Genomic DNA, 23,346 nt, shown 5'->3' with positions numbered 1-23,346 from the left:
CTTCTTAAAGCGGGCGAAATGAAAAAGAGTGGGGTCTGGAAAAGTGCGAAAGGATAGCCCGCCCTGCAACAGGCGACTATAAGAAGTGTGCTAATGAAGTAGCAGGAGTGTTTCTATTTATTGCAGGAATATTGCAGTGCGTGGCGGATCCGGCCAACGCACCTGCTGCCTGAAAGGGGACGCCTTTTATTTGGCGGTGTTGAGTTTGCAATCCCCATAGACGTAACCTTCGGTCTGGGTAGCGACCACAAAGCTGTCTTTAGTGTGGATATACATCAGGTTATCCTGCGCGCCCGCTTTCATCGGCTGATTGTCTTTGCCGATAATGTCGGTCAGTTCAGGGCTGGTGATCAGTTTGCTACCATCCGGTGAAAAACTGAACGTATTGCCCGCATCATAAACAGCGGCGTTTTTATTCACCACTTCAGAGACATCACTGCCATCATCCGACTGCGTATGATGGGTTAAAACACATTGATATTGCGTAACAGCCGATGCTGAAAACGACGCCAGCGCCAACATCACCGCCACACAACCGCCTGACCTGACCATCAGATAAATCCATAAAGTGAGTAAGAACGCCATGCTATCACTTGCCCGGCTGGTGGGAAGAGCCTGCAAATAAATATTCATAAGCAGAATGTCTTAAGCCAAATTACTTCTCATAAATAATGGGTTGCCAAACACTCATCTAATGACTCGTTTTTTATACAGTGTTAACTAAAAAACCTGCTTATAATCCGCCCATTACTCTCTTATAAAAACAAAGGATTGAGATGAGATCTTTCAAAGTGCCTGGGGCAGACTTCTATTTACGGTTCCATGAATTATCAGGGCTTGGGGTTCCGCTGGTGTTTATACACGGTCTGGGTTGCGCATCATCTTGCGATTTTCCACGCGTGGCGACCGACGCGTCACTGCGCCCGCGACGTTCCTTCCTGCTCGATTTAGCCGGTTCAGGTTTCAGCGATAAACCGCAGGATTTCAGCTACAGCCTGCAGGCCCACGTTGACTGCGTAATCGCCTGGCTGGAAAATCTCTCCGTGCCGCAGGTGAATCTTATCGGCCACAGCATGGGCGGCAGCATTGCCATTATGGTCGCGTCCCGGCGTCCGGATCTCATCCAGCGGCTGATCGTTGCCGAGCCGAATCTGGATGCCGGTGGCGGCGCGTTCAGTCGGGCTGTCGCGAAATATTCTGAAGAAGACTATCTCGACGAAGGGCATGCGCGGCTGATTGAGATTGCGGTGCGTGGTAATGATCAGGTTTGGGCAGGGTCGATGGCGGTAGCTTCACCGCTGGCCATTCACCGTCAGGCCGTCGGGCTGGTGAAAGGCGAGGCAACATCGTGGCGTGAGCAGCTTTATCAGCTTGAAATGCCCGCCACGGTACTGTTCGGTGAGTTCTCCCTGCCGGAGCCCGACGTCGCGGTTCTGCCGCAGCACGGCATTCACACCGCCGTTGTCCCACAGGCTGGCCATTCGATGATGTGGGAAAATCCCACCGGCGTGGCCGCCGCAATCAACGCGGCGCTGAATGCGCAAGTGGTGTGACCCCCCTTTCATTGTTCCGACTAGCAGGGGCAAATTTTCGCCCCTTTCCCCCGAACGCCCCTGCCCAAAAAACTAAATAACCGATTAGTGATCCAGATCAACTAAAAACCGCGTCCCGCAAGGGCTGCGGAGGCATTTTAAGTCGAATTTCGGGGCGTTTTTAGCCCGAAAATGGCGACTCATACCCTCATAAATGCATTTCATTCCGCAACTCATGCATCTCACGCCGCAAATGAACCGCACATATTCCCGGGGACTATCATAGCCACAGTTAATTGAATCTACTTCGCTCGGGAGAACCCACTATGAGTGACAAATCTGGCATGCCGAACTACAACCGTACCCGCTGGCTGACTCTGGCCGGTACAATTCTGACTCAACTCGCGCTGGGATCTGTGTACACCTGGAGTCTGTTCAACGGTCAGCTTTCTGAAAAGCTGGGTGAGCCGGTCAGTCGCGTCGCACTGACCTTCGGGATCCTCAGCCTGTGTCTGGCTATCTCTTCTTCCGTCGCAGGCAAACTTCAGGAACGTTTCGGCGTTCGCAACGTCACCATCGCCGCCGGTGTGCTGATGGCTGCCGGGTTCTTCCTGACTGCGCATTCCGACAATGTGATCATGCTGTATATCAGCGCCGGTGTGCTGGTCGGTCTGGCGGACGGTGCGGGTTATCTGCTGACGCTTTCCAACTGCGTAAAATGGTTCCCTGAGCGTAAAGGGATGATCTCCGCCTGCGCAATCGGTGCCTACGGTTTAGGCAGCCTGCTGTTCAAATTCGTATGCGGTCATCTGCTGGCGACGGAAGGTTTGCAAAACACCTTCATGATCTGGGGCGGCGTGGCGATGGTGATGGTGATTACTGGTGCACTGATGATGAAAGATGCGCCGAAACAGGAAACCGCTGATGTGACTCGCGAAGAGAACTCTTTGAACGATAACAGCAAAGACAGCCGCGAATTCACGCTGGCCGAAGCGGTTCGCGCGCCACAGTACTGGATGCTGGCGCTGATGTTCCTGACTGCCTGCATGAGCGGCTTGTATGTGATTGGTGTGGCGAAGGATATCGGACAAAGTCTGGTGAAACTGGACGCCCTGACCGCCGCTAACGCCGTGACCGTCATCGCGATTGCTAACCTGAGTGGCCGTCTGGTGCTCGGCGTGCTGTCTGACAAAATGCAGCGCATTCGCGTGATTTCCATCGCGCAAATCGTCTCTCTGGCCGGGATGAGCATGATGTTGTTCACTCACATGAATGAAACCATGTTCTTCATCTCCGTGGCCTGTGTCGCCTTCAGCTTCGGCGGGACTATCACCGTGTATCCGTCACTGGTCAGCGATTTCTTCGGCCTGAACAACATGACCAAAAACTACGGTCTGCTGTATCTCGGTTTTGGTATCGGCAGCATCTTCGCTTCTCTGGTAGCTTCACTGTTCGGTGGTTTCGCGGTGACCTTCAGCATCATCACCGTATTATTGATGGTGTCATTGGTTCTTTCTGCCACGATTCGCTTACCGAATAAATCAGAAGCAGGTCATAATACGCTCCAGCACGTGTAAACCAGCACTTGAGCGCATCATAAATGATGAACGGGAGCGTAATTAGCTCCCGTTTCTTATGAATAAAGCATATCCGTTCAGTGGCTGATTCACACAATACTTATGAACCAATGTGAATACACCGGACACCCGACCATGAAACGCACCACCCTCGCTCTTTTCAGCCTGATGCTCAGCCTTACCGCGTTTAACAGTTTCGCCGTAGCCTACCCTTCCAGCGCACAGGAAGTCGCATCAGAACTGAGCCGTAAAGCCAGCGAAAGCAGCTATCAGCCGTCCACAACGCTTGATGCCAGCGCACACAGCACACTGACTTCCGGCAGCGATTACCTGTAATCAGCGCACCAGCGTCGCGCGCTTGCCGTCGAATTTCCATCCCTGAATCAGATACTGCATCGCAATCGCATCATCGCGATCTTTTTGCGTCATAGTGTTGTAGCGCTGATGGGCAATACCGACCGCGTCCATATCCAGCTCCACGCCCAGCCCCGGCAGTTCGTTAAGCGCCAGCTTACCGTCTTTAATTTGCAGCGGATTTTTCGTCAGATGCTGGCCTTCCTGCCAGATCCAGTGCGTATCAAACGGCGTAATGTCACCGGGCGCGGCAACCCCGAGATGCGCCAGCATGGCCAGCGATACGTCAAAGTGATTGTTGGAATGACAGCCGAGCGTCAGCCCCCACGCATTGCATAACGTTCCGATAGTATTCGCGCCGCGCATCGACCAGTAATGCGGATCCGCCAGCGGAATATCGATGGCGTTAAGCTGCAACGCATGGCTCATCTGCCGCCAGTCGTTGGCTATCATATTCGTCGCGACCGGTAATCCGGTGGCGCGCTTAAACTCAGCCAGCGTTTCCCGCCCGGAAAACCCCTGCTCTGCGCCGCACGGATCTTCGACGTAAGACAAAATACCGTGCATGTCTTTGCACAGCGCAATCGCCTGATCCAGCGACCAGGACGCATTCGGATCGACGGTGATCCGCGCCTGTGGAAAACGTTGTTTCAGTGCCCGCACGGTGTCGATCTCTGCCTCCCCAGCCAGCACGCCGCCCTTCAGTTTGAAATCCTTAAAACCGTATTTGTCCTGCGCGGCTTCGGCCAGTTGCACAACTTTCTCGTGCGTCATCGCCTCCTGATGGCGCAGGTGATACCACGCATGTTGCCCCGGTTGCACTTTCCCTTCCTGATAGGCCAGATCCGTTTTCTGCCGGTCGGCGATGTAAAACAGATAACCGAGCACCGGCACTTCATCGCGCTGTTTACCCGGCCCGAGCAGTTGCGCGACCGGCTGATTAAGATGCTGCCCCATCAGATCCAGCAGCGCCGTTTCCAGCACGGCAACCGCGTTGTGGTGCCGCTCGAGATCCCACGGACGAAAGCCGGGCAGCACGGGCTGCGGTGCACGGTTTTCTTCCAGATCGCGTTTATGCAAATCGCTGACCAGCTGATTCATTTTGCCGATCTCCTGGCCGACGATATGCGGGATCGCCTCATTGAGGATCTTCAGCACAACGCCCGTCGCGGGCGACTCGCCGACGCCCGTATGCCCTTCGCTATCTTTTAGCACCAGCAGGATACGGGTGAAATAACAATTATGTGCACCGGCGATATTGAGCAACATGCTGTCGTAACCGGCAACCGGGATGACCTGCATTTCGACAATTTTTGGTGTATCAGACATGGCGTTTTGGCTCCAATCCCTGCGGGGCGTGATAGTCAGGTTGTGTTGGCGTGCGGTTAGTTTTAGTGAAAAATAGTGTGATGGCGGCGAAGACGGAGGCACCGCTGAGAATATACAGCCCGGCAGTCGTGCTGCCGGTGGTCTGTTGCAGATAGCCAAATACCGCCGGCGCGAAGAATCCGCCGAGATTACCCAGCGAGTTGATAAGCGCAATGCCCGGCGCGACGATAGAAGACGGCAGCTGGCTTTGCGGGATAGGCCAGAACAGCACAGCGCTGGATTTCGTGCCAATGCACACTACGCACAGCGCGAACAGGCCAAACCACGGGCTGCCGAGCGTACACAAACAGGTGCCGATGGCGGCGACAATCAGCGCCAGTGCCAGAATGGTTTCCCGGTTGCCACGGAACCTGTCGCTGACGCGGCCCAGTATATTGATGGCGATAATCGCGCAAATCCACGGTACCGAATTCAGCAAGCCAATCTGCAACGGCGACAGCCCCGGAATGCGGCCAATGATTTCCGGTTGCCAGAACACCAGCGTATAGCCGGTCATGCACATCACGAAGAACAGGAAGCACAGATAGGCCATTTTGCCGTCGGTGATAAGTTTCCAGCGTGACTGCCCCTGCGTATGGACGTCACGCGAACTCGCCTCTTCTTGCAGCGCGGTGCTGAGCGCCTGCTTTTCTTCGACGGTCAGCCATTTGGCTTCTTCCGGTTTTGAAACCAGGAAGAATGCGGCAACGATCCCCACTAACACCGACAGCGCGCCTTCAATGAACAGCACCCACTGCCAGCCGGGTAATCCCATAAAATCATGCAATTCCAGCAATCCGCCGGTAACCGGGCCGGATAACAGATAGGCCGCCGCCGAGCCGGTGAGGATCAACGCCGTGGCACGCCCGCGATAGACGTTAGGCACCCATTTGCGGAAATAAAATAAGATCCCAGGGAAGAAGCCCGCTTCGGCGACGCCGAGTAAAAAGCGCAGCACGTAGAACTGCATCGGCGTGGTAACAAAACCCATCGCAAAGACCACCGCGCCCCAGGTGATCATAATGCGGGTCAGCCAGACGCGGGCGCCGTACTTGTCCATCAGCATATTGCTGGGGATTTCAAACAGCGCGTAACCGACGAAAAACAGACCGGCACCGAAACCGAAGGCGGCGGTACTGATGCCGACGTCTGTTTCCAGGCTGTGTTTGATGAAGCCGACGTTGGTGCGATCGATTTGGTTAATGATCAACATCAGGATGAGCATCGGAATGGTGCGGGCAAAGAATTTGCGGTTTGCACTTCTTACCGCTTTGTTTTCATGACCGTTCATGGTGTTCCCTTAGCGTTGAAATAATGAACAACTGCAACACTACTTAAGAAGCGAACACGGTGAATTGCCATTGTGCACTCGCCCAATGTTTGATCACCCGCAAAGACTGGCGACAACAATTAATTCATATTATCAATGAATTGAGCCATGTGCATAAGCACAACTGATAATTAAGGCGTTTTTCCTTTTTAGATGGAATAGCGAGGCGGTTCACAGTTTACGGAGGGTCTTTTTCAAACAAAGCGCTTAAAATAGGAGCACGTAATTATCCATGCGGTTTATATGTTTGTTATAATTGCGCTTTGAAATCGATCAATGGGACACGCCGTCCCGACACAAGGAGTGTGAAATGAAAGCAACTGCATTTTGGTTAATCATGGCCGGAGGTTCCGTAGCGATTGGCTACGCGATGGCGCTGATGATGGAACTTTTGTAACGTCTGGCGCCGTTCCGCCCTTTTCGATAAGGACATATCTATGGCATTTTACAGCCCCAGGCGCATCATTCTCTATACCGCTGCGGCCATTGCGCTGCTGGTCATCGTGGGTCTGACGACCTACTTCACCGTCGGCCATCTGGCTGTTTAACGATTTCCAGTCTTCAGAATCCGTGGCGGTACACAACGTATCGCCGCAAAATCTGCCTGAAAACCTGCTCTGAACATCACACTCACTGAGAGAAGAAACATGACATACAAGGGATTACTGGTGGTTGCTGTCGTTATTCTGCTGGCAAGCATCGGTTCGGAGTCATTGATTAAGAAGGGAATTGCGATGGCGGATGCCAAAATCGATCAGGTAATTGGTCATTACGCAGACAAATAAGGCTTACAACTGCTGGAGTAACCTTACCGGGCGATGACAAAACCATACACAGCGTTTGGTATCGTAAGTCCATCAAATGTTGTGTGATGTCCCTGTGTAATACCCCTGTAGAACCCTGTTATTTGCCCGCCGTGTGCGGGCTTTTTTTTGGCTTTTTTTTGGTTTTTTTTTAAGTTGTTATTGATGCAAAAGCCAATTCCCGAAAGCATGTGGGGTGAATCAAGGCGGCAAGAGAGAAAATCCCGATGCGCTGACATAAGCCAGTGATTCGGTGGAACGGGCGTAGCTAACACAGAGTCAGCCCAAGGGATGAAGGGAATTTGCCGGTGCTTTCCCGGCCGTCATATTGCGGCGTAAGCGTCCATCGTACACTCCTACATTACGCGGCCTGAGCGCGGCCTTATCACAACAGAAAAAACGGCTGAGTTTTTTATTTCCTGATTATCTATTTTTCATTTCGATAAAAATGGCGAGAAAAAAGAAACCGGCTTTTCTGTTGTGGCTCCCGAAATAATTCTGGAAGCTTTTAAATAATAAACCCCGGCGTTGGCCAGGGTTTATTTTTGTGGTTCATAATGTCGATATTGAAACAACGATTCCTGTCTGCTCCGGGTTTACCCCATCTTCGCTATTGCAGGTGATTTGCCTTCAATATCAGGCGACATTACAGAACGACAACGTTACCCGCTGAAGGGCCTTTCTGGCCTTGTTCGATGGTGAACTCTACGTTCTGACCTTCGTCCAGGGTTTTGAAATCATTGCTCTGGATTGCAGAGAAGTGTACGAACACGTCTTTGCTGCCGTCTGCAGGGCTAATGAAACCGAAACCTTTACCAGCGTCGAACCATTTTACTAAACCAGTCATTTTAGTAGACATAGGAAATACCTTCTTTTTTTATTTTATGATGCCATAGGGCAATATAGGTCTGTTTTTATTTGAAATACTTATGGATGCATCAGAGAAGGAAATTCGTCGGAGAAAGGATTTGCTATATCACTTGAACCAGGAACTGCTTTACTAAATGTCTTACATAAATAGGTCTTAACCACAAACCGTTGACGCTATTTACACACAGCAGGATTTATTAAGCAAGCCTTTATTTCAACGCAATTCTATTTATAGCCTTTATATTTGTTAATGGAATAACCCGCAGGGCACGCAGGGCGGCGGCTGAAGCCTGATGAATAAATAATTATGCCTGCCGGATTCAGGCAGGCATTAAGACGATTCTCACCGCGTCATAGATGAAACTCAGCGCGCCGCGGCTCTTTTAACGCAATCAGCGCGGCGTCCGTCCACCCGTTTGGCGAACCATGCGGTGGTCAACGTACGGGTAATTTTCGGACTTTCCAGCGTGATCCCCGGCAGCATCTCACGCGGCTGTCGCTTCCCGGTGGTTTTATCCGCCAGCGCAAACACCTTTTTATAGAGTGTAGTGTCTTCGAACTCCAGCTGTTCGCCCTTCTCCAGCGCCTTGCGGATTGAAGAATGGCTGATATCCAGACGCTTGCTCAGCGTGCGCACCGCCAGCTCGGTGCTGCCAGGCTTATCGGTGCCGTAGTTGATGAGGTCACCATCGAGCGCCAGCGGAATGCCCGAGGCCTTACTGACCGCGCTCTGGAACGCGGCATTCCGGCTGGCGTACCAGCCCGCATTAAAGTCGGCGAAACGGTACAGCGGCTGAGTGTAATTCGCCGGATAACCCAGCAGATGTTTCACGCCGAAATAGATACCGCCGCGACGGCTGAACACTTCGTTGCGAATCGAAATGTCCACCGGATACGGATACCCTTTAGCATTCTGCTCAGCGAACGCGATGCTGACCTGCATCGGCCCGCCGGTATGCACCGGATTGAGTTTGCCAAACAGCTTCTGCCCCATCGGCACCATATCGATGAAATCATCGAAAATCGCACTCAGCTGCTTCTCGGTTTTCACATTATCCAGCCGCTCGCTGTAGGATTTGCCGTTCGGCGATTTCAGCAGCAGTGCGGTGTGTACCAGGAAATTCGGCACATGGACGGCATCTGCGCGGCGGTCTATCTCTTTCCACGCGATTTTCCCAAGCCCCGGCACCGGCGCGTCGGCGTTGAAGTTAGATTCCTGCTGTGCCACCGCAAGCACCGAACAGATATTCTCGGTGGTCGGCGCGATACCTTGCGCGGAAAACGCGGCGGTAATGTCCGTCGCCCAGCCCTTGCGATCCGGCGCGGTGGACGGCATCAGCCGCACGATATCCGCCTTAGTGTCCTGCGGATTTTTCACCGGCGCGTCGTTTTTCTTATTAGACGTACACCCGGCGAGGATCAAAATCGCTAATGCACCAAGCGTGCGGGGTGTGGAAAATCGCTTACCGTTCAAAATCATACATTTCCTGAAGAGGGAGTTTCGTGTGTACTTCGGTGACGTTAACCAAGATAAGCGCGGCTTTCTAGTTAAAATTTCAGCTTTTTACGCTAAGGTTAATCTTCTGAATATGGAGCAAAAGGAGCAAGGAATCTATGCAATACGCGATCAAAACCTCTCACTTCACCCGTACTTTCCTGATGCCATTGATGCTGCTGATGATGATTTTTGCAGTCAGCGGCTGTGGTGATAAAGAGCCTGCGCAGCGCAAAGCGTTTATGGATTTCCTCCAGTCGCGCATTCTCGATAAACAGGTGCTGGCCGTGCCGCAGCTGTCGGAAGCGGAGAAAAAACAGTTCGGCGATTACAGCAAAGATTATGCGATCATCACCGGTTTTCATCACCAGATGAACACTGAGCTCGATTCCTCGCTGGTACCCGTGTTTGCCGGTATGAACGGCGTCAACAGCGTTAATGCGCTGGTCGAGCAGCGCGATGACCTCAAGAAGATGGCCGACAGCAGCCAGAACTGGAAAGAGAAAATCATCACGCTCAGAACGCAGGCGGATACCCAACACGCGGCGCTGAAACAGCCGGACGATCTGAAAAAGGTTTACGATCTGGCTTACGAGAAAACAGTGGTCAAACCCTCTGAAATCACCGAACAGGTTTTTGAGCTGCTTCCGCAGGTGCTGAATCTTATCGTCGCCAAAGCCGATTTCATCAAGAGTCAGGGGAAAGACGTCACCATTACCGGCAACCGTCTGCAATTCTCCAACCAGAAACAGCTGGATAAATACAACGCTATCCAGCAACAGCTGGTGCCACTAAATGCGCAACTGATGCAGCTTAGCCGCCAGATGCAGCAAATGGTACGCTAAACCACCACCCGAACGTCCAGACCGCCGCAAGGCGGTTTTTTCATGACGGCGCTTTTGTTATGGTGTGCGGCACTTAACTAAGGAGACACCGATGAGTGACGAAATTCTTGCCAAACGCGTTGACCAGCTTGAGCGCGTAAACCGTGAACTTCTGGTACAAATTTCCGCCATGCGCCTGCTGTTCGGCAGCGTGGGCAATGTGCTGAACGCCAGCCAGGAAAATGCTTTCACGGTAGCCGTGAATCAGGCGCTGGAAGCTAACCGCGCCGACGTGGCAAACCAGACCGATCTGGACGAAGCTTCCCGTAAATTCCGCGAAGACGTGTTCAAATGCACCGAATCTCTGCTGCCCGGCAGCCGTTAACCGGTGATAAACCGAAGGTGTGTATTCGCCTTCGGTCCTCCGCTCCTCTCATACAATCTGCTGACTCATCTGCAACTCCTTTTAGCAGACGTTTTAGTTTGGGCATACCAGCGCCAGCGCCTTATTTTCCGGGAACAGTCTTTCGCTGATAAAATCGATAAATACCCGAAGCTTAGGCGTCATATAACCGCCAGACGGCCACAGAATGAAAAAATCTGCGCTGCGTTCGACGTGCTCGTCTAATACGGTCACCAGTTGCCCGCGCGCCAGCTCCTTGCGGACGCTGAAATCCGGCAGGCAGGTGATACCCAGCCCCTGCACCGAAAAACACAGACGTGTTTCAATGTTATTGCACACCATCGACACCGGCAGCGCGACATCCACATGCGCCGGAACCGGCCACGGCTCCAGCTTGCCGCTGTTGGGATAGCGGAAATGCAGGCAGCGATGCGTGAGCAAATCCTGCGGCTCACGCGGCCAGCCGTATTCTGCAAAATAGGCAGGAGACCCGACCAACAGATGACGGAATTTTCCGAGCTTGCGCATCGACAGCCGTGAATCCACCATCTGCCCGGTGCGTACCACCGCATCAAACCCTTCTTCCACCACATCGACCACGCGATCGGTGAAATCCAGATCCAGTTCAATGTCCGGATAGCGACGCATAAACTCGCCGAGCACAGGCAATAGCAGTGTGCTGACCAGCGGCAAACTCAAACGCAGCCTGCCCCGCGGACTTTCCGAAAGCTGCGACAGCTCGCTTTCCGCGGCTTCCAGCTCCGCGACTATCCGGCGGCTGCGCTCGAGAAACAGTGCGCCTTCCGCCGTCAGCGTGACGCTGCGGGTGCTGCGGTGAAACAGTCGCACCTTCAGCTTGGTTTCCATCCGCGCGATGCTTTTACCCACCGCCGATGCCGACACGCCCAGTATCCGCCCTGCGGCGACGAAACTGCGGGTTTCAGCGACGTGCACAAACACATTCAGACTGCTCAGACTTTCCACCGCTACCTCCCATTGCGGACATCATCGTCCGCATACACTGGAAATCTACCCTACTTTTTCCGCATCGTGGAGATCTCTATTCTGATCCGACACTTTCTTACATTGAGAAATCACCATGAATTCACCCCAGTCCGCCTCGCCGTTGCCGCTTTCCGCCCTGCTGGCGATGGCGATGACCGGTTTTATCGGCATCATGACCGAAACGTTGCCCGCCGGGCTGTTACCACAGATTGCTGCGGGACTTAACGTGTCGCAGGCAATGGCCGGACAGCTGATCACGCTTTACGCCGCCGGTTCGCTGATGGCAGTGATCCCGCTGGCGGCGATGACGCGCGGCTGGAACCGGCGCACCGCGCTGCTCACGGCAATCCTCGGCTTTCTGGTCTTTAACACGCTCACCACGTTTTCGACGAATTATCTCGTGACGCTGTTCGCGCGCTGGATGGCCGGTGCGGCCGCCGGTCTGGCGTGGGGGTTACTGGCGGGCTACGCGAGACGCATGGTGCCGGTGCATCAGCAGGGGCGCGCACTGTCGGTGGCGATGCTGGGCGCGCCGGTGGCGCTGTCCGTCGGCGTACCGCTCGGCACATGGATGGGTACCCTGCTCGGCTGGCGGATGGCGTTTGGCGTAATGTCGGCGGTCACATTGCTGCTGGTCGTATGGGTGATGCGTAAAGTGCCCGATTATCCGGGGCAGGCGGCAGGCCAGCGTCAGTCGCTGCGTCACGTGATAATGATGCCGGGCGTACGCAGCATACTGGCGGTGATCTTATTGTGGATGCTGACGCATAACCTGCTTTATACCTACATTGTGCCGTTCCTAACCCTCTCCGGTCTGGCAGAACGGGCCGATCAGATCCTGCTGGTGTTTGGCATCGGCGCGCTGGCGGGTATCGCTTTCACCGGCTTGCAGGTGGATAAACGCCTGCGGAAAACTCTGCTGGCCAGTCTTGCATTGTTCGCGCTGATTTCACTCGGACTGGCGCTCGACGGCCATTCACCGCTGATGGTCACGCTGTGCGTCGCCATCTGGGGGCTGACTTTCGGCGGCGCGGCGACGTTGCTGCAAACTGCCATCGCTGACGCCACCGGCGAGCAGGGTGATATGGCACAATCGCTGGTCGTGGTGTCGTGGAATCTGGCGATTGCCGGCGGTGGCTTGTCCGGCGGCATTCTGCTTAACACCGCCGGGGTCGGCATTTTTCCGTGGACGATGCTGGTGCTGTTGCTGGCCGCGCTGATTATCGCCTGGTGCGCGAAACGTCACGGTTTTAAGCCCGGTGCCCGATATGCAGAAAATCCTAAGGATCCGGTCGCGGAGGGACAGGATCAAAGTTTCGCATCGTCTGAGCGGGTATAATTTCCTAACCCCTTTCAGAACCAAACGCCTGAAACCTCCTCAGAGGGAGCACTTTCTGATAGAGTAAAAAACAGGCAATGCAAAGACGATGAGAACCATGGAAGCCCATAAGAAAGCCGCTATAATTTTGACTGTACTTGCCGCAACGGCCTTACTGCTGGTGGCTTTCGAGTGGCTTGCCGATCAAACCGTTCCCGAATTAAAGGAACATGTTGTTCATTACGTTGACCGGCACATCACCGGTTAACGTGGATTCAATAACACCTAAGCTCAATACAGGGAGGATCCGATGGTCACCAAAAGGATGATGAGTAAACACTGGAAGATGGTCGTCGTGTTGCTGTGCATCTGCGGCGGCCTGCTGTTACTCCGCTGGGCGGCCATGATTTGGGGTTGAGCTGATATTGTTAGCGATACTATTTTGAGTTAAGTTGACGCTCCTATGAAGACCCCAAAACCGCGTCGTCCCCACGGGCGATGGACCTATTACATTATGTACGAAGACATTCTGTGGCCATGCCCGGTTCGCTGGGAGTGGGAGAATAGCTATGGCGGCTGGCTGCCATTTTACTATTCCCCGACGCTGGAGTTTGTCGCCGGTGATCCGCTCAAAGCCACCAAAGTGCCCGGTTCCAAAACCCGGCCTCTCGTTAAAACCTCCCGCATTCCTCAATACGATTACTGATCCCGCCGTTCACACCGTTTCAATCAATCCGCTCGCCCGCAGCACCCTGCGCTGTACTGCATCCGGCAACACCGCATTCATGCCTCCGACACAGCCCAGGCTGAACCAGTGACGCGCACGGGTAATGCCGGTGTAGATCAGCTCACGGGTAAGGATCGGGCTGAGATTTTCTGGCAGCAGCAGCGCGGTATGGGTAAATTCAGACCCCTGCGATTTATGCACTGTCATCGCGAACACCGTCTCCACCGCCTGCAACCGGCTTGGCATCACCCAGCGGATACTCTGGGTGCCGTCGCCCGCCAGAAAGGCGACGCGCGATACCCACACCGCCGAGCCATCCGCCAGCGTTTGCGGAATTTGCAATGTAATGCCGATATCGCCGTTCATCAGGCGCTGGCCGTAATCATTGCGCGTGACCAGCACCGGACGCCCCGGATACCAGCCTGCCGCCGCCTCCAGCAGCCCTTCTTTCCATAAAATTTCCGCAATACGCAGATTCAGCCCTTCAACGCCCCACCGCCCGCTGCGCAGAACGCACAGCAGCTGGAACTGGCTGTAGGCCAGCAGCACTTTGGTTGCCCAACGGTGGAAGGATTCCATCGGTTCGTCGATTTCAGGCCGCTCATTTTTCACGACCGTCAGATAGTGACGATATCCGACCGGCGGTGAGACGCCTGCCCGCGCCGTCGCAGCAGGAAACTGCCCCGCCGCGCCGTTAATCACCCAGTCGCGCAGCGCCTGATCGTCAGCCGCGCTGAGCGTCAGCTGCGCCAGATCGCCGTACCCCTGCTTCCACACCTGCTTCAGCGTTTTCACATCGCCATCGTTGACCGCTTCCGCCAGCCGCCCGATGCCGCTTTGAGCATCAAAACGGTAGCTGTGACGCAACATCACCACCGCCTGATCCATCGCCGTTCCGTGAGCATCCACCAATGCCTCCGGGATGTTCTCGCCGGTGACGGTTTGCAGCCAGTCGCGGGTTTTCGGCAAATAATGGCCGCCCGCCGCACGCTGGCAAAGTTCGCTGAGCAACGCGCCCGCTTCCACCGATGCCAGCTGATCTTTATCGCCGAGCAGGATCAGGCGCGCCTGATCCGGTAACGCCGCCAGCAGCGCGGCCATCATTTCCAGATCGACCATCGACGCCTCGTCCACCACCAGCACGTCGAGCATCAGCGGATTGCCCGGATGATGACGGAAGTGCCGGGTATCCGGGCGGCTACCGAGCAGACGGTGCAGCGTCACCACGTCGGTATTAATGCTTTCACGTACGGCGTCACCGTTGCCGAGCGCGGTCAAATCGAGTTGAGATACCGCACCGGCAATTGACTCATTGAGCCGCGCCGCCGCCTTACCGGTAGGTGCCGCCAGACGGATGCGCAGCGGCTGGCCGTGGTCTTCCAGCGCCAGCGTTTGCAGCAACGCCAGCAGGCGTACCACGGTGGTGGTTTTCCCGGTGCCAGGCCCGCCGGTCACGATGCTGAACGCACTGCCCGCCGCCAGCGCACAGGCCAGTTTCTGCCAGTTGGCTTGCCCGCTATTGCCGCTGGCAGGAAACAGCGCATCGAGCGCCGCGCGCAAAGGTGCCACCGGCAACGCGTCCGGCTGACTGCGCGCCAGACGTTGTTCAATCGCGCCGCGGACATTCTGTTCATACTGCCAGTAACGGCGCAGATACAGGCGGTGCCCGATGAGCACCAGCGGTGAATTCCCCTCGCCGTTGCCCACCAGCTGCGGATGCACCAGCGCCGCCATCCATTCTGTCAGGCTGAGATTTTCCAGCACTGCGGCCGGGCGGATCACCGCACCGTCAGCATGATCACCCTCCGGCGGCAGCGAGAGCGAAAAGGCGCTGTCGGCGAGAGTGGCCTGCAAATCCAGACATACATGGCCGCGCCCAAGCTGATAGCTGGTCAGCGCCGTCGCCAGTAACAGCAGCGGCTGCGCGTCCGGCGACTGCTTCGCCAGAAACGTCACCAGCGCGCGATCCAGCTCACGCAGCCAGCCGCACTCTACCCAGCTTGCCAGCAGGTGTGCGATTTCTTCACGGCTGTTGATTTTCATGCGCGTTTCTCCTGATCACCGCTAAACAGCAGGTCGAGTTGTTCCATTAAGGCTTTATCCGGCCTCTGAACGCAGACGCCGTTGCCCGTCGCATGGCTGCCGCGCAGAAATAAATACACTGCGCCGCCGATATGTCTGTCGTAGTCATAATCCGCCAGACGGGATTTCAGCAACCGATGCAGCGCGAACAGATACAGCGTAAATTGCAGATCGTAGCGATGATCCAGCATCGACTGCGTCATGGAGACCGGGTCATAGCCGCTGGCGTCGCCGCCCAGCCAGTTGGATTTGTAATCAAGCACGTAATAACGCCCGTCGTGTTCGAACACCAGATCGATAAAGCCTTTCAGCATGCCGTTGAGGTCTTCCGCCAGCAGCGGCGCGCGTGCGGTGCCGTCCAGCGTGTACTGCGACACCAGCCTGTCGAGGCGGCGGGTCGATACCTGCGTCAGCGAGAACCAGAACTCCATTTCCACCTGATACGGCGGCAGCCCGGCCAGCGTAAATGTGTCGCCGTCCGGCAGCGGTAACGGCTGCGTCAGCAACGCGGTCAGCCATTCCGTCAGCGGCGTAATCCATTTTTCCCAGCCGCGCGTATTACAGCGCCGCGCTACCTGATCGGCGATTTTTTCCGGCTTCGACGTCAATGTGGCAAACCCTTCGTCTCCCGCCCATTCCAGCAAACCGTGCAGGAAATTACCCGGTGCAGGGCCGCGCGGAAAGGCATACAGATCCGCGCCGGTCATCGGCGACGATACACTTTCCGGCGCTCCGATCGCTTCCAGCCCCGTATTCTCTAAACTCTTATTTTCAAGATAGGTATCCTGCGCGGCGCTTTCGATTTCCACCGGCAGTTCACGCGTCACAACATCGGCGGCGATATAGGTCCCGGCCGGGGCGATTTGCAGGCCGGAAAAACTCGACACCCACCAGCGCGGTGCTTTGTGCGTGCGCAGCGGCGGGCGTGGTCCGAGCGCAGGCAGCGCCTGTTCATTACGGAACACCGCTCCGTCCGGCGCAGGCAGCGGCCATGCGCGGATATTCGTCGTTTCCAGCGCCTGTAAACGGGCCGGCAGCGCCCCGGCCTCGAAGGTTTCTCCGTCGGGGACGCTGTCCTGATGAAATAAATAGCCGGGCGCACTTTTCTCAAACTCTTTCAGCGGTGCCATGCCGAGCCATAGCGCGTAACGCGAGCGGGTCAGCGCGACGTAAAACTTACGCAGATCTTCGCCCAGCCGTTCGCGGTCGGCGAGCGCCAGCTGATCGTCGCTGGCGCTTAATGCCACTTCAAGCTCGCCCTCCTGCGTGTGCCATTTCAGCGGAGAGTCCTGTTTTTTCACCGCGCGGAAGGCGCAGGCAAAGGGCAGGAACACCAGCGGATATTCCAGCCCTTTGGATTTATGCACCGTCACCACTTGCACCAGTTCGGCATCGCTTTCCAGACGGAGTTTTCGCGCGTCGCCGCCCTGATGTTCGTCCTGACGCTGTTCCGCCAGATAGCGGATCAGCGCGTGTTCGCCGTCAAGCTGAACGCTGGCCTGTTGCAGCAGTTCGGACAGATGCAGCAGATCGGTCAGCGCACGTTCATCCCCGCGTCCAAGCAGGCGACGCGGCACATCAAATTCCCACATCAGGCGACGCAGCATGGGCAAAATGCCCTGTTTGCGCCAGCAAATGCGGTACTCCTGGAACTGACGAACGTAGCGATCCCACTCCTGTTCGTCCTGATTGAGGCGATCGAGCGCTTCCCAGCTTAAATTGAGTGACGGCGTGCCGAGCGCGGCGCGCAGCAGACGATCGTTTTCCGGCGCCGCGCAGGCCGCCAGCCAGTACTGCAATTCGCCTGCCTGCGCACTTTGAAATATCGATTCTTTGTCAGACAGATAAACGCTGCGAACCCCACGTTTGGACAGCGCTGTGCGGACAGCCGTGGCTTCACGGCCAGTATTCACCAGCACCGCAATATCGCCCGGCATCACCGGTTGCAGCGTTTCGCCAGACTGGCCGAAACCGGCAGAACCCTGCTGCCCGAGGCGTAGCAGACGGACGATTTCCGTCGCACAGCCGTCGGACATCAGCTGGATATACTGCGTTTTCGGCAGCGAGTCGGCCTGATTTTCCGGATACCACAGCGTCATCGCGGCGGCTTCAGCATCATCAATTATCAGCGTGTCAGCGCGCCCTTTGGCTTCCACCGGCAGGAACGGCACCTGATTTTCATCGCCCCGGCGGAACAGAAAAGCGCCCTCGCCAGAATCGCGGTTTTCGGCAAGCCCAAAGACTTCATTGACCGCCGCCACCATACTGCGTGTGGAACGGAAGTTGGTCGCCAGCGTGTAGTGCCGTCCGCCCGTATCGCGGCGGGCACGCAGATAGGTATAAATATCAGCGCCGCGGAAGGCATAAATCGCCTGTTTCGGATCGCCGATCAGGATCAGCCCCTGCTCCGGCGCGTTTTTCGCCACGCGATAAACGGTATCGAAAATGCGATATTGCAGCGGATCTGTGTCCTGAAATTCGTCGATCATCGCCACCGGGAACTGGGTGCGAACGATCTCCGCCAGTCGTTCGCCATTGTCGCTGCGCAGCGCGGCGTCGAGGCGGGTCAGTAAATCGTTGAAACCCATCTGCGCGCGCTTTTGCTGCTCGACGTCGAAGCGGTTTTCTATCCAGCGGCAGGCGTGTTGCAGCAAACCGCTGCGGGCATCCGGCAGATTTTCCAGCTGCGTTTTCAGGGTTTCCATGGCGGTGATCGCCGGATGCGCAGGGGGTTCGCCCTGCTTCCAGCATTCCGCTAAGCCTTGCGGTGTCAGGCGTTCCCAGCCGGTTTTCAGATCCGGCGTCAGGTCATCCGTGGTCGCCCAGATGTGCAGTTTCTCCAGCCACGGCAGAAAATACCGCGCCTGAATTTTACGGCCATCCACCACTTTCGCTGCCACCGCGCCTTCGAGGAGGGTGCGCAGTTCCTGCGTCCATTCCGGCCAGCCCTGTTTCAGCGCCGACAACTCTGCGGCTTTCTGCTGCCTGACCGTTTCGCAGATCTGCGCAGGCGTTTCGTCTGAGCCCAGTTCTTCGGCGTATTCCAGCAGCGGCGCAACCTTGCTGTGTAACTCTTCCGGCGTCCGCCACCATGTGCGTAGGGTGCGGATATCAGATTCCGGCAATGCGAAATAGAAGCTGCGCCAGTAGTCGCGCACCACTTCCATCAGCAGTTCGGTTTGATCGGTTTCCAGCGTCTGAGTGAACAGGCTGTCGCTGTCGAATGCGTGCTCGCCGAGCATGCGGTTACACCAGCCGTGGATGGTGGAGACCGCCGATTCATCCATCCATTCCGCCGCCAGTTGCAGCTTGCGGGCGCATCCCGGCCACTGTTCAGGAAGATATTCAGCGCGCAACGTCTGCAAAAATTCGTCGCCCTCAGAAGAGGATCCGTCCAGATTTAAAAAGTATTCTGCGGCCTGCGACAGACGCACACGGATACGGTCGCGCAACTCTTTGGTGGCCGCATCGGTGAAGGTCACCACCAGAATTTCCGGCGGCGTCAGCGGGCGACTAAAAGCGTTATCACCGCCGTGGCCGAGCACCAGCCGCACGTACAGCGCGGCGATGGTAAAAGTTTTCCCGGTACCGGCGCTGGCTTCAATCAGGCGGCTGCCGGTCAGCGGAAAATTCAGTACATTCAGGGCCGAGGGCACAGTGCGATCCGTCATTCCTTGCCTCCTTTCTTACTGCGGGAAAGATGATTACGAAGCGGGGCCAGCAGCAGATCGGCAAGCCGGGCGAATTCACCGTCGGACCAGAGCGTCGCGAAATCTGGCCACGCGCGCGCCAGATAGCGGTTGCTGTCGCGCTCGCCGAATTTCATGTTGGCCGGATCGTGATTTTCATAAGCATCCCGCGCCGCAAACCACGCGTCGCTGTCCGGGGCACTCTGTTCACTGCCGTCTTTTTTCAGCCAGACGAACGCCGTTTTCACTGCCAGCGGCAGAGGTCGTAATTGCCCCTGCTGCCAGGTTTCGACCAACGTTTGCCACAGCGCTTGCGCCTGCGCAACCTCCAGCGGCGGCAGTTCGGCGGTGCCGTTTTTACTGACGATAATGCTGTGCATCGGCTGCCCGCTAAGGTGTCCGGCCAGATGTGCCACCCAATAGGGCAGCAGTTTGTCGAACCGGTAGCTGCGCTCTTTGGTCATCAGGCCGCCGCTTTCGAGCACCACGCGCGCACGCTCGCCATTCTGATTAACACGCAGATCGCTGAGCCAGTCGGAGACATTCACACCGCCGATATCAGCCGACAACGCTTCATTGCCCAATGCCTGTGGCCACGCCTCAAGCACCTGCTGATAGCTGGCGAAAAGCGTGTCCATCGGTTCGGCGAGATCTTCACTCAGCACCGCAGCGAATTCGCCCGGCGCCAGTTCGCCACGCCGCTCGATGCGTTCCAGCTGCTGGCGCAACACGTCCTGACGCGAAACACCCGCCTCCAGCGCCCACTTCTGGGCGCGGATCAGTTCATCCTGCAAACGCCAGTTTTCCAGCGCATTCACGTCGAAAGGTTCCTGATCTTCACTCCCCGGATCTTCCATCTCAAAATAGACATTGAGCCGCTGACGGAAGAAACTGCGCACCGGATCGGTAAGGAAATTCGACAGCTGACGCAGTGTCAGCGCGCCTTCCTGCTCCAGCGGTTCAAGCGGCCCGAACGCCGTCACCGGTGTATCCGCTTCCAGTCCGGCGCGCCATTCGTGGGCATAACTGAACAGTGAACCGTCTTTCGTAAAGTAATCACGATTGAACGGTTGCAGACGATGCCCGACCGTCAGCGCGGGCAACAAATCCCCGCCGCCGTTGAGTTTCCAGCCTGCCGCCAGATGGTCACGCAGCTGCGCTACCAGCACCGACGGCGGACGCTCGGTATTGTCGTGAATGCTGCGACCGACCCAGCTGATGTGTAAACGCTCACGCGCAGAAAGCAGTGCCTCAAGGAACAGATAGCGGTCATCTTCGCGGCGCGAACGGTCGCCCGGACGGTAATCGCGCCCCATCAGGTCGAAATCCATCGGCACGCGGTTACGCGGATAATCACCGTCGTTCATGCCAAGCAGATAAACGTGACGGAACGGAATCGCGCGCATCGGCATCAGTGTGGCGAAAGTGACCGCGCCGCCGAAGAACGGCTGCGTCAGGCCGGACTGGTCGAACTGCGCCAGCCAGTGATCGCGAACCACAGAAAGCGGCAGTTCAGCTTGCAGATTGACGCCTTCGCAGGCTTCCAGCCAGGTTTCCAGCTCAGTGTGCAGACGCACCAGAATAAAGCCGTCTTCGCCGTCATCCCCGGCAAAATACCGGGAAAGGATGGCGCGCAGGCGTTCGCCCCACACCGCCGGTGCAGCCGGTTCGCGCAGCTGACGCCAGGTTTCATCAAGGCAGTTTAAAAAATGCGACAGCGGGCCAATCAGCGCCGCGTCCAGCCCGCCGATTTCATCCAGCGGTTCAATATTCTCCCACGCGTCACCGCTGCCCACGGCATATCCCAGCAGCATTCGTTGCAAGCCGAAGAACCAGCTGTTTTGCTCCGGCGAGAGCGGCAGTTCGAGGCTCTGACGCTGTTCCGCATGCAGCCCCCAGCGCACATTGGCGGCGCTTATCCAGCGGTGCAGCAGCGGCAGCTGTTCTTCTTCAATGCCAAATCGCTCGCGCACCGAGGGCACGTCGAGCAAATCCAACAGATCGCTGACCGCAAACCGCGACTGCGGCAAATTCAACAATCGCTCGAGCGCGCCGAGCAGCGAGTTATTCTGGCGCGGTCCCTGATCGGCGACGGTGAACGGGATATAGCGCAGATCGTTGCGCTCCATCAGGCCAAACACCGCCTGAATGTGCGGTGCGTAGCCGTTGATGTCAGGCACCATCACGATAATGTCGCGCGCCTTCAGCGTCGGATCCGCCGCCAGCGCCGCCAGCAGCCTGTCGTGCAGCACTTCCACTTCGCGCTGGGCGCTGTGAGTAATGTAAAAACGCAGGGAATCGTCCTGTGCATCCAGCAGCGGCCAGTGTTCTTTGGTTTCGGCCAGCGGGCGCAGCTGCAAAATATCCTCCTGCAACTGGTGTAAAAGTGTATCGGTACCGTTCGAAGTGAAGAGATCGATGCGCGGGATCACCGGCGCGAGCTGGGCAGCATAGGATTCGTGATTGTCGTATTCATTGAGCAGGCCAATGTAATCACGCCCCTGCTTGCCCCAGGCCGCCAGCAGCGGATGGGCGTGCTGATGAAGTTCATCTTCGGCGATCACCTGCGGCATGCCGGGCTTACGCAACTGACGGATACGCTCAGCGCGCAGCAGATCTTTATCGGCGATGATATCGCTCCAGTCGTGCTCGCAAGGGTTATGCACGCACATAAAGATGTGGGTCCAGCGGCCAAGAACCGCCAGCACTTCGAGAGATTGTTGCGGCAATGAAGAGATACCAAAGACGATCAGCCGCGCAGGCAGACCGGCCGGGCGCTCATTTTCCGGGATAGTCAGCGCATGTTGCAAAAAACGCTGGTGCAGCGCAGCACGGCTGGTGTTGCGCTCGTTTTCATCAACGTCGGCCAGCAGCGCGCGCCACAGTTGCGGTTGCCACAACAGATTTTCCGGCAGCGGCTCGCTGCCCTGACGGCTGGTGCGCAGCACATCCTGCCCGTTGCCCCAGTCTTCCAGCCAGTCGGCGCGGTACACCTGATACTGATCGAACAAATCCGCCAGACGCTGCGCCAGTTGGTGCAGTTTACGCATGTCGCCGTCGTCTTTTAAGAAACGCGCCAGTGGCGCAAAAACCGGTTGAGTGAGTAACTGAGGCAAAAGACGGATCAGCCGCCAGGTCAGCAGCGGGCGGTCAAACGGTGAGGATTCCGGCACCTGCTCTTTACCAAGCACAGCGCGATAAACCTGCCAGAAGAAACGTGCGGGCAGTTTGATGTCCAGCGCCGCCGCAATGCCGCAGCCGCCGTCCTCAGGGTCACGGGCCATCGCCAGTTTCAGCCACTGATTGATCCCGTTGCTTTGCACCAGAATCACTTCATTTTCCAGCGGCGGTAGCGGATGCGCCGCCATCCAAGAGATCAGCACATCCCTCAACGCTTCTGAGTGATTGCCGTGTAACACCATCAAACCTGAATTCACGCTCGCATCCCTTGTTATCGCCGGTTAAGGAGAGAGATTTTGCGTTGTTCTGGAAAGGATTGGAAGGAAAAGAGGCCGGGACTGCGGGCACTGATTGCCTGACAGTGAAATACACGGATTGATCATTTCGCCGTCCATTTCGTTAGCCAATTAATTAGTTTTATTTAAAAATTTTACATTACCATTCTAATACTCAATTAATTTCTGTTTAATGGAAATAAATTTCCGTATTTATCGCCATTTAAGAAAACACATTTTGTGTAATGAAAACTTAACTGATATAAAGTCGGTGTTAGTTGTTTACCGCATAAATAACAATCAGACCGTACTTTTATTCGCCAGTGCTAAATAACGTTAAAAACCGCATTTACTGGCTTGTAGTCAGGTATGAATAAAATTACCCGACGGATGCAGGGTATATCGGATATTAATATTGAATGTGGATATATCACACGCTGCGCCTTTCTTCCTGAACAGCATATTTTCCTTAGGTAAATTTTCTGCATGGAGACAAACCTGAGATTACCGCGCA

Annotated in this window: 19 protein-coding genes; 10 read left to right on the top strand and 9 right to left on the bottom strand. The window is 56.0% G+C overall.

The genetic code is table 11. From position 1 onward, the window contains the following. Positions 1-186 precede the first annotated feature (186 nt). Positions 187-552 carry a hypothetical protein gene (locus TU92_RS04680; protein ID WP_112164999.1) on the bottom strand — a complete coding sequence of 122 codons (366 nt, stop codon included), beginning with the start codon at positions 550-552 and terminating at the stop codon, positions 187-189. A 224-nt stretch (positions 553-776) separates the two neighbouring features. Here TU92_RS04680 and TU92_RS04675 point away from each other — a divergent pair, with 224 nt between their 5' ends. From TU92_RS04675 to TU92_RS04665, 3 genes are all read left to right on the top strand, one after another. Beyond that, the gene (locus tag TU92_RS04675) at positions 777-1,553 is read left to right on the top strand and encodes an alpha/beta fold hydrolase (protein ID WP_112164792.1); all 777 of its coding nucleotides are present in this window, start codon (positions 777-779) and stop codon (positions 1,551-1,553) included. A gap of 305 nt (positions 1,554-1,858) precedes the next feature. Further along, entirely contained in the window at positions 1,859-3,109 is a 1,251-nt protein-coding gene (locus TU92_RS04670) for an L-lactate MFS transporter (RefSeq protein WP_112164791.1), read from the top strand. Positions 3,110-3,244: 135 nt separating this feature from the next. Next, the gene (locus TU92_RS04665) at positions 3,245-3,445 is read left to right on the top strand and encodes a hypothetical protein (RefSeq protein ID WP_112164790.1); all 201 of its coding nucleotides are present in this window, start codon (positions 3,245-3,247) and stop codon (positions 3,443-3,445) included. Here TU92_RS04665 and TU92_RS04660 read toward each other — a convergent pair whose 3' ends face one another. Continuing rightward, a complete protein-coding gene (locus tag TU92_RS04660) occupies positions 3,446-4,792 on the bottom strand; it encodes an enolase C-terminal domain-like protein (RefSeq protein ID WP_112164789.1) in 1,347 nt (448 codons plus the stop codon). Then, positions 4,785-6,122, bottom strand: a complete 1,338-nt coding sequence (locus tag TU92_RS04655) for an MFS transporter (RefSeq protein ID WP_112164788.1) — start codon at positions 6,120-6,122, stop codon at positions 4,785-4,787. Before TU92_RS04655 ends, TU92_RS04660 begins: the two co-directional genes overlap by 8 nt. 686 nt (positions 6,123-6,808) lie before the next feature. On the opposite strand from TU92_RS04655, the gene TU92_RS22285 reads away from it, so the two are divergent. Further along, a complete protein-coding gene (locus tag TU92_RS22285; RefSeq protein WP_167457518.1) occupies positions 6,809-6,946 on the top strand; it encodes a hypothetical protein in 138 nt (45 codons plus the stop codon). Between the two features lie 664 nt (positions 6,947-7,610). Here the strand turns inward: TU92_RS22285 and cspE are convergent. Next, positions 7,611-7,823, bottom strand: coding sequence for a transcription antiterminator/RNA stability regulator CspE (gene cspE, locus TU92_RS04650; RefSeq protein ID WP_101076387.1), 213 nt, complete (start codon positions 7,821-7,823; stop codon positions 7,611-7,613). 375 nt (positions 7,824-8,198) lie between these two features. Next, positions 8,199-9,314, bottom strand: coding sequence for a DUF1615 domain-containing protein (locus TU92_RS04645; protein WP_112164787.1), 1,116 nt, complete (start codon positions 9,312-9,314; stop codon positions 8,199-8,201). Positions 9,315-9,448: 134 nt separating this feature from the next. Here TU92_RS04645 and TU92_RS04640 point away from each other — a divergent pair, with 134 nt between their 5' ends. After that, entirely contained in the window at positions 9,449-10,174 is a 726-nt protein-coding gene (locus TU92_RS04640; protein ID WP_112164786.1) for a DUF3053 domain-containing protein, read from the top strand. 91 nt (positions 10,175-10,265) lie between these two features. Further along, positions 10,266-10,538 carry a hypothetical protein gene (locus TU92_RS04635; RefSeq protein WP_056781372.1) on the top strand — a complete coding sequence of 91 codons (273 nt, stop codon included), beginning with the start codon at positions 10,266-10,268 and terminating at the stop codon, positions 10,536-10,538. Between the two features lie 93 nt (positions 10,539-10,631). Here TU92_RS04635 and TU92_RS04630 read toward each other — a convergent pair whose 3' ends face one another. Continuing rightward, positions 10,632-11,540 (bottom strand): LysR family transcriptional regulator, encoded by a 909-nt coding sequence (locus tag TU92_RS04630; protein ID WP_112164785.1) that lies wholly within the window; start codon positions 11,538-11,540, stop codon positions 10,632-10,634. Positions 11,541-11,655: 115 nt separating this feature from the next. On the opposite strand from TU92_RS04630, the gene TU92_RS04625 reads away from it, so the two are divergent. From TU92_RS04625 to TU92_RS04615, 4 genes are all read left to right on the top strand, one after another. Beyond that, positions 11,656-12,900 carry an MFS transporter gene (locus TU92_RS04625; protein WP_112164784.1) on the top strand — a complete coding sequence of 415 codons (1,245 nt, stop codon included), beginning with the start codon at positions 11,656-11,658 and terminating at the stop codon, positions 12,898-12,900. 97 nt (positions 12,901-12,997) lie between these two features. Continuing rightward, positions 12,998-13,147, top strand: a complete 150-nt coding sequence (locus TU92_RS22280) for a hypothetical protein (protein ID WP_167457516.1) — start codon at positions 12,998-13,000, stop codon at positions 13,145-13,147. A gap of 42 nt (positions 13,148-13,189) precedes the next feature. Continuing rightward, positions 13,190-13,297, top strand: a complete 108-nt coding sequence (gene yniD, locus TU92_RS04620) for a small membrane protein YniD (protein ID WP_112164783.1) — start codon at positions 13,190-13,192, stop codon at positions 13,295-13,297. A 45-nt stretch (positions 13,298-13,342) separates the two neighbouring features. Continuing rightward, a complete protein-coding gene (locus tag TU92_RS04615) occupies positions 13,343-13,585 on the top strand; it encodes a hypothetical protein (RefSeq protein WP_112164782.1) in 243 nt (80 codons plus the stop codon). A gap of 9 nt (positions 13,586-13,594) precedes the next feature. Here the strand turns inward: TU92_RS04615 and recD are convergent, their stop codons facing one another. From recD to recC, 3 genes are read right to left on the bottom strand one after another with little or no spacing between them, the layout of a single operon-like run. Further along, entirely contained in the window at positions 13,595-15,649 is a 2,055-nt protein-coding gene (gene recD, locus TU92_RS04610) for an exodeoxyribonuclease V subunit alpha (protein WP_112164781.1), read from the bottom strand. After that, a complete protein-coding gene (gene recB, locus TU92_RS04605; RefSeq protein ID WP_112164780.1) occupies positions 15,646-19,359 on the bottom strand; it encodes an exodeoxyribonuclease V subunit beta in 3,714 nt (1,237 codons plus the stop codon). The genes recD and recB overlap by 4 nt, the downstream gene beginning before the upstream one ends. Next, the gene (gene recC, locus TU92_RS04600; protein ID WP_167457519.1) at positions 19,356-22,799 is read right to left on the bottom strand and encodes an exodeoxyribonuclease V subunit gamma; all 3,444 of its coding nucleotides are present in this window, start codon (positions 22,797-22,799) and stop codon (positions 19,356-19,358) included. The genes recB and recC overlap by 4 nt, the downstream gene beginning before the upstream one ends. Positions 22,800-23,346 lie beyond the last annotated feature (547 nt).

The organism is Rahnella inusitata, assembly GCF_003263515.1.
In the GTDB taxonomy this organism is placed as follows: domain Bacteria; phylum Pseudomonadota; class Gammaproteobacteria; order Enterobacterales; family Enterobacteriaceae; genus Rahnella; species Rahnella inusitata.
This window is presented reverse-complemented; position numbering and strand designations above follow the sequence as displayed.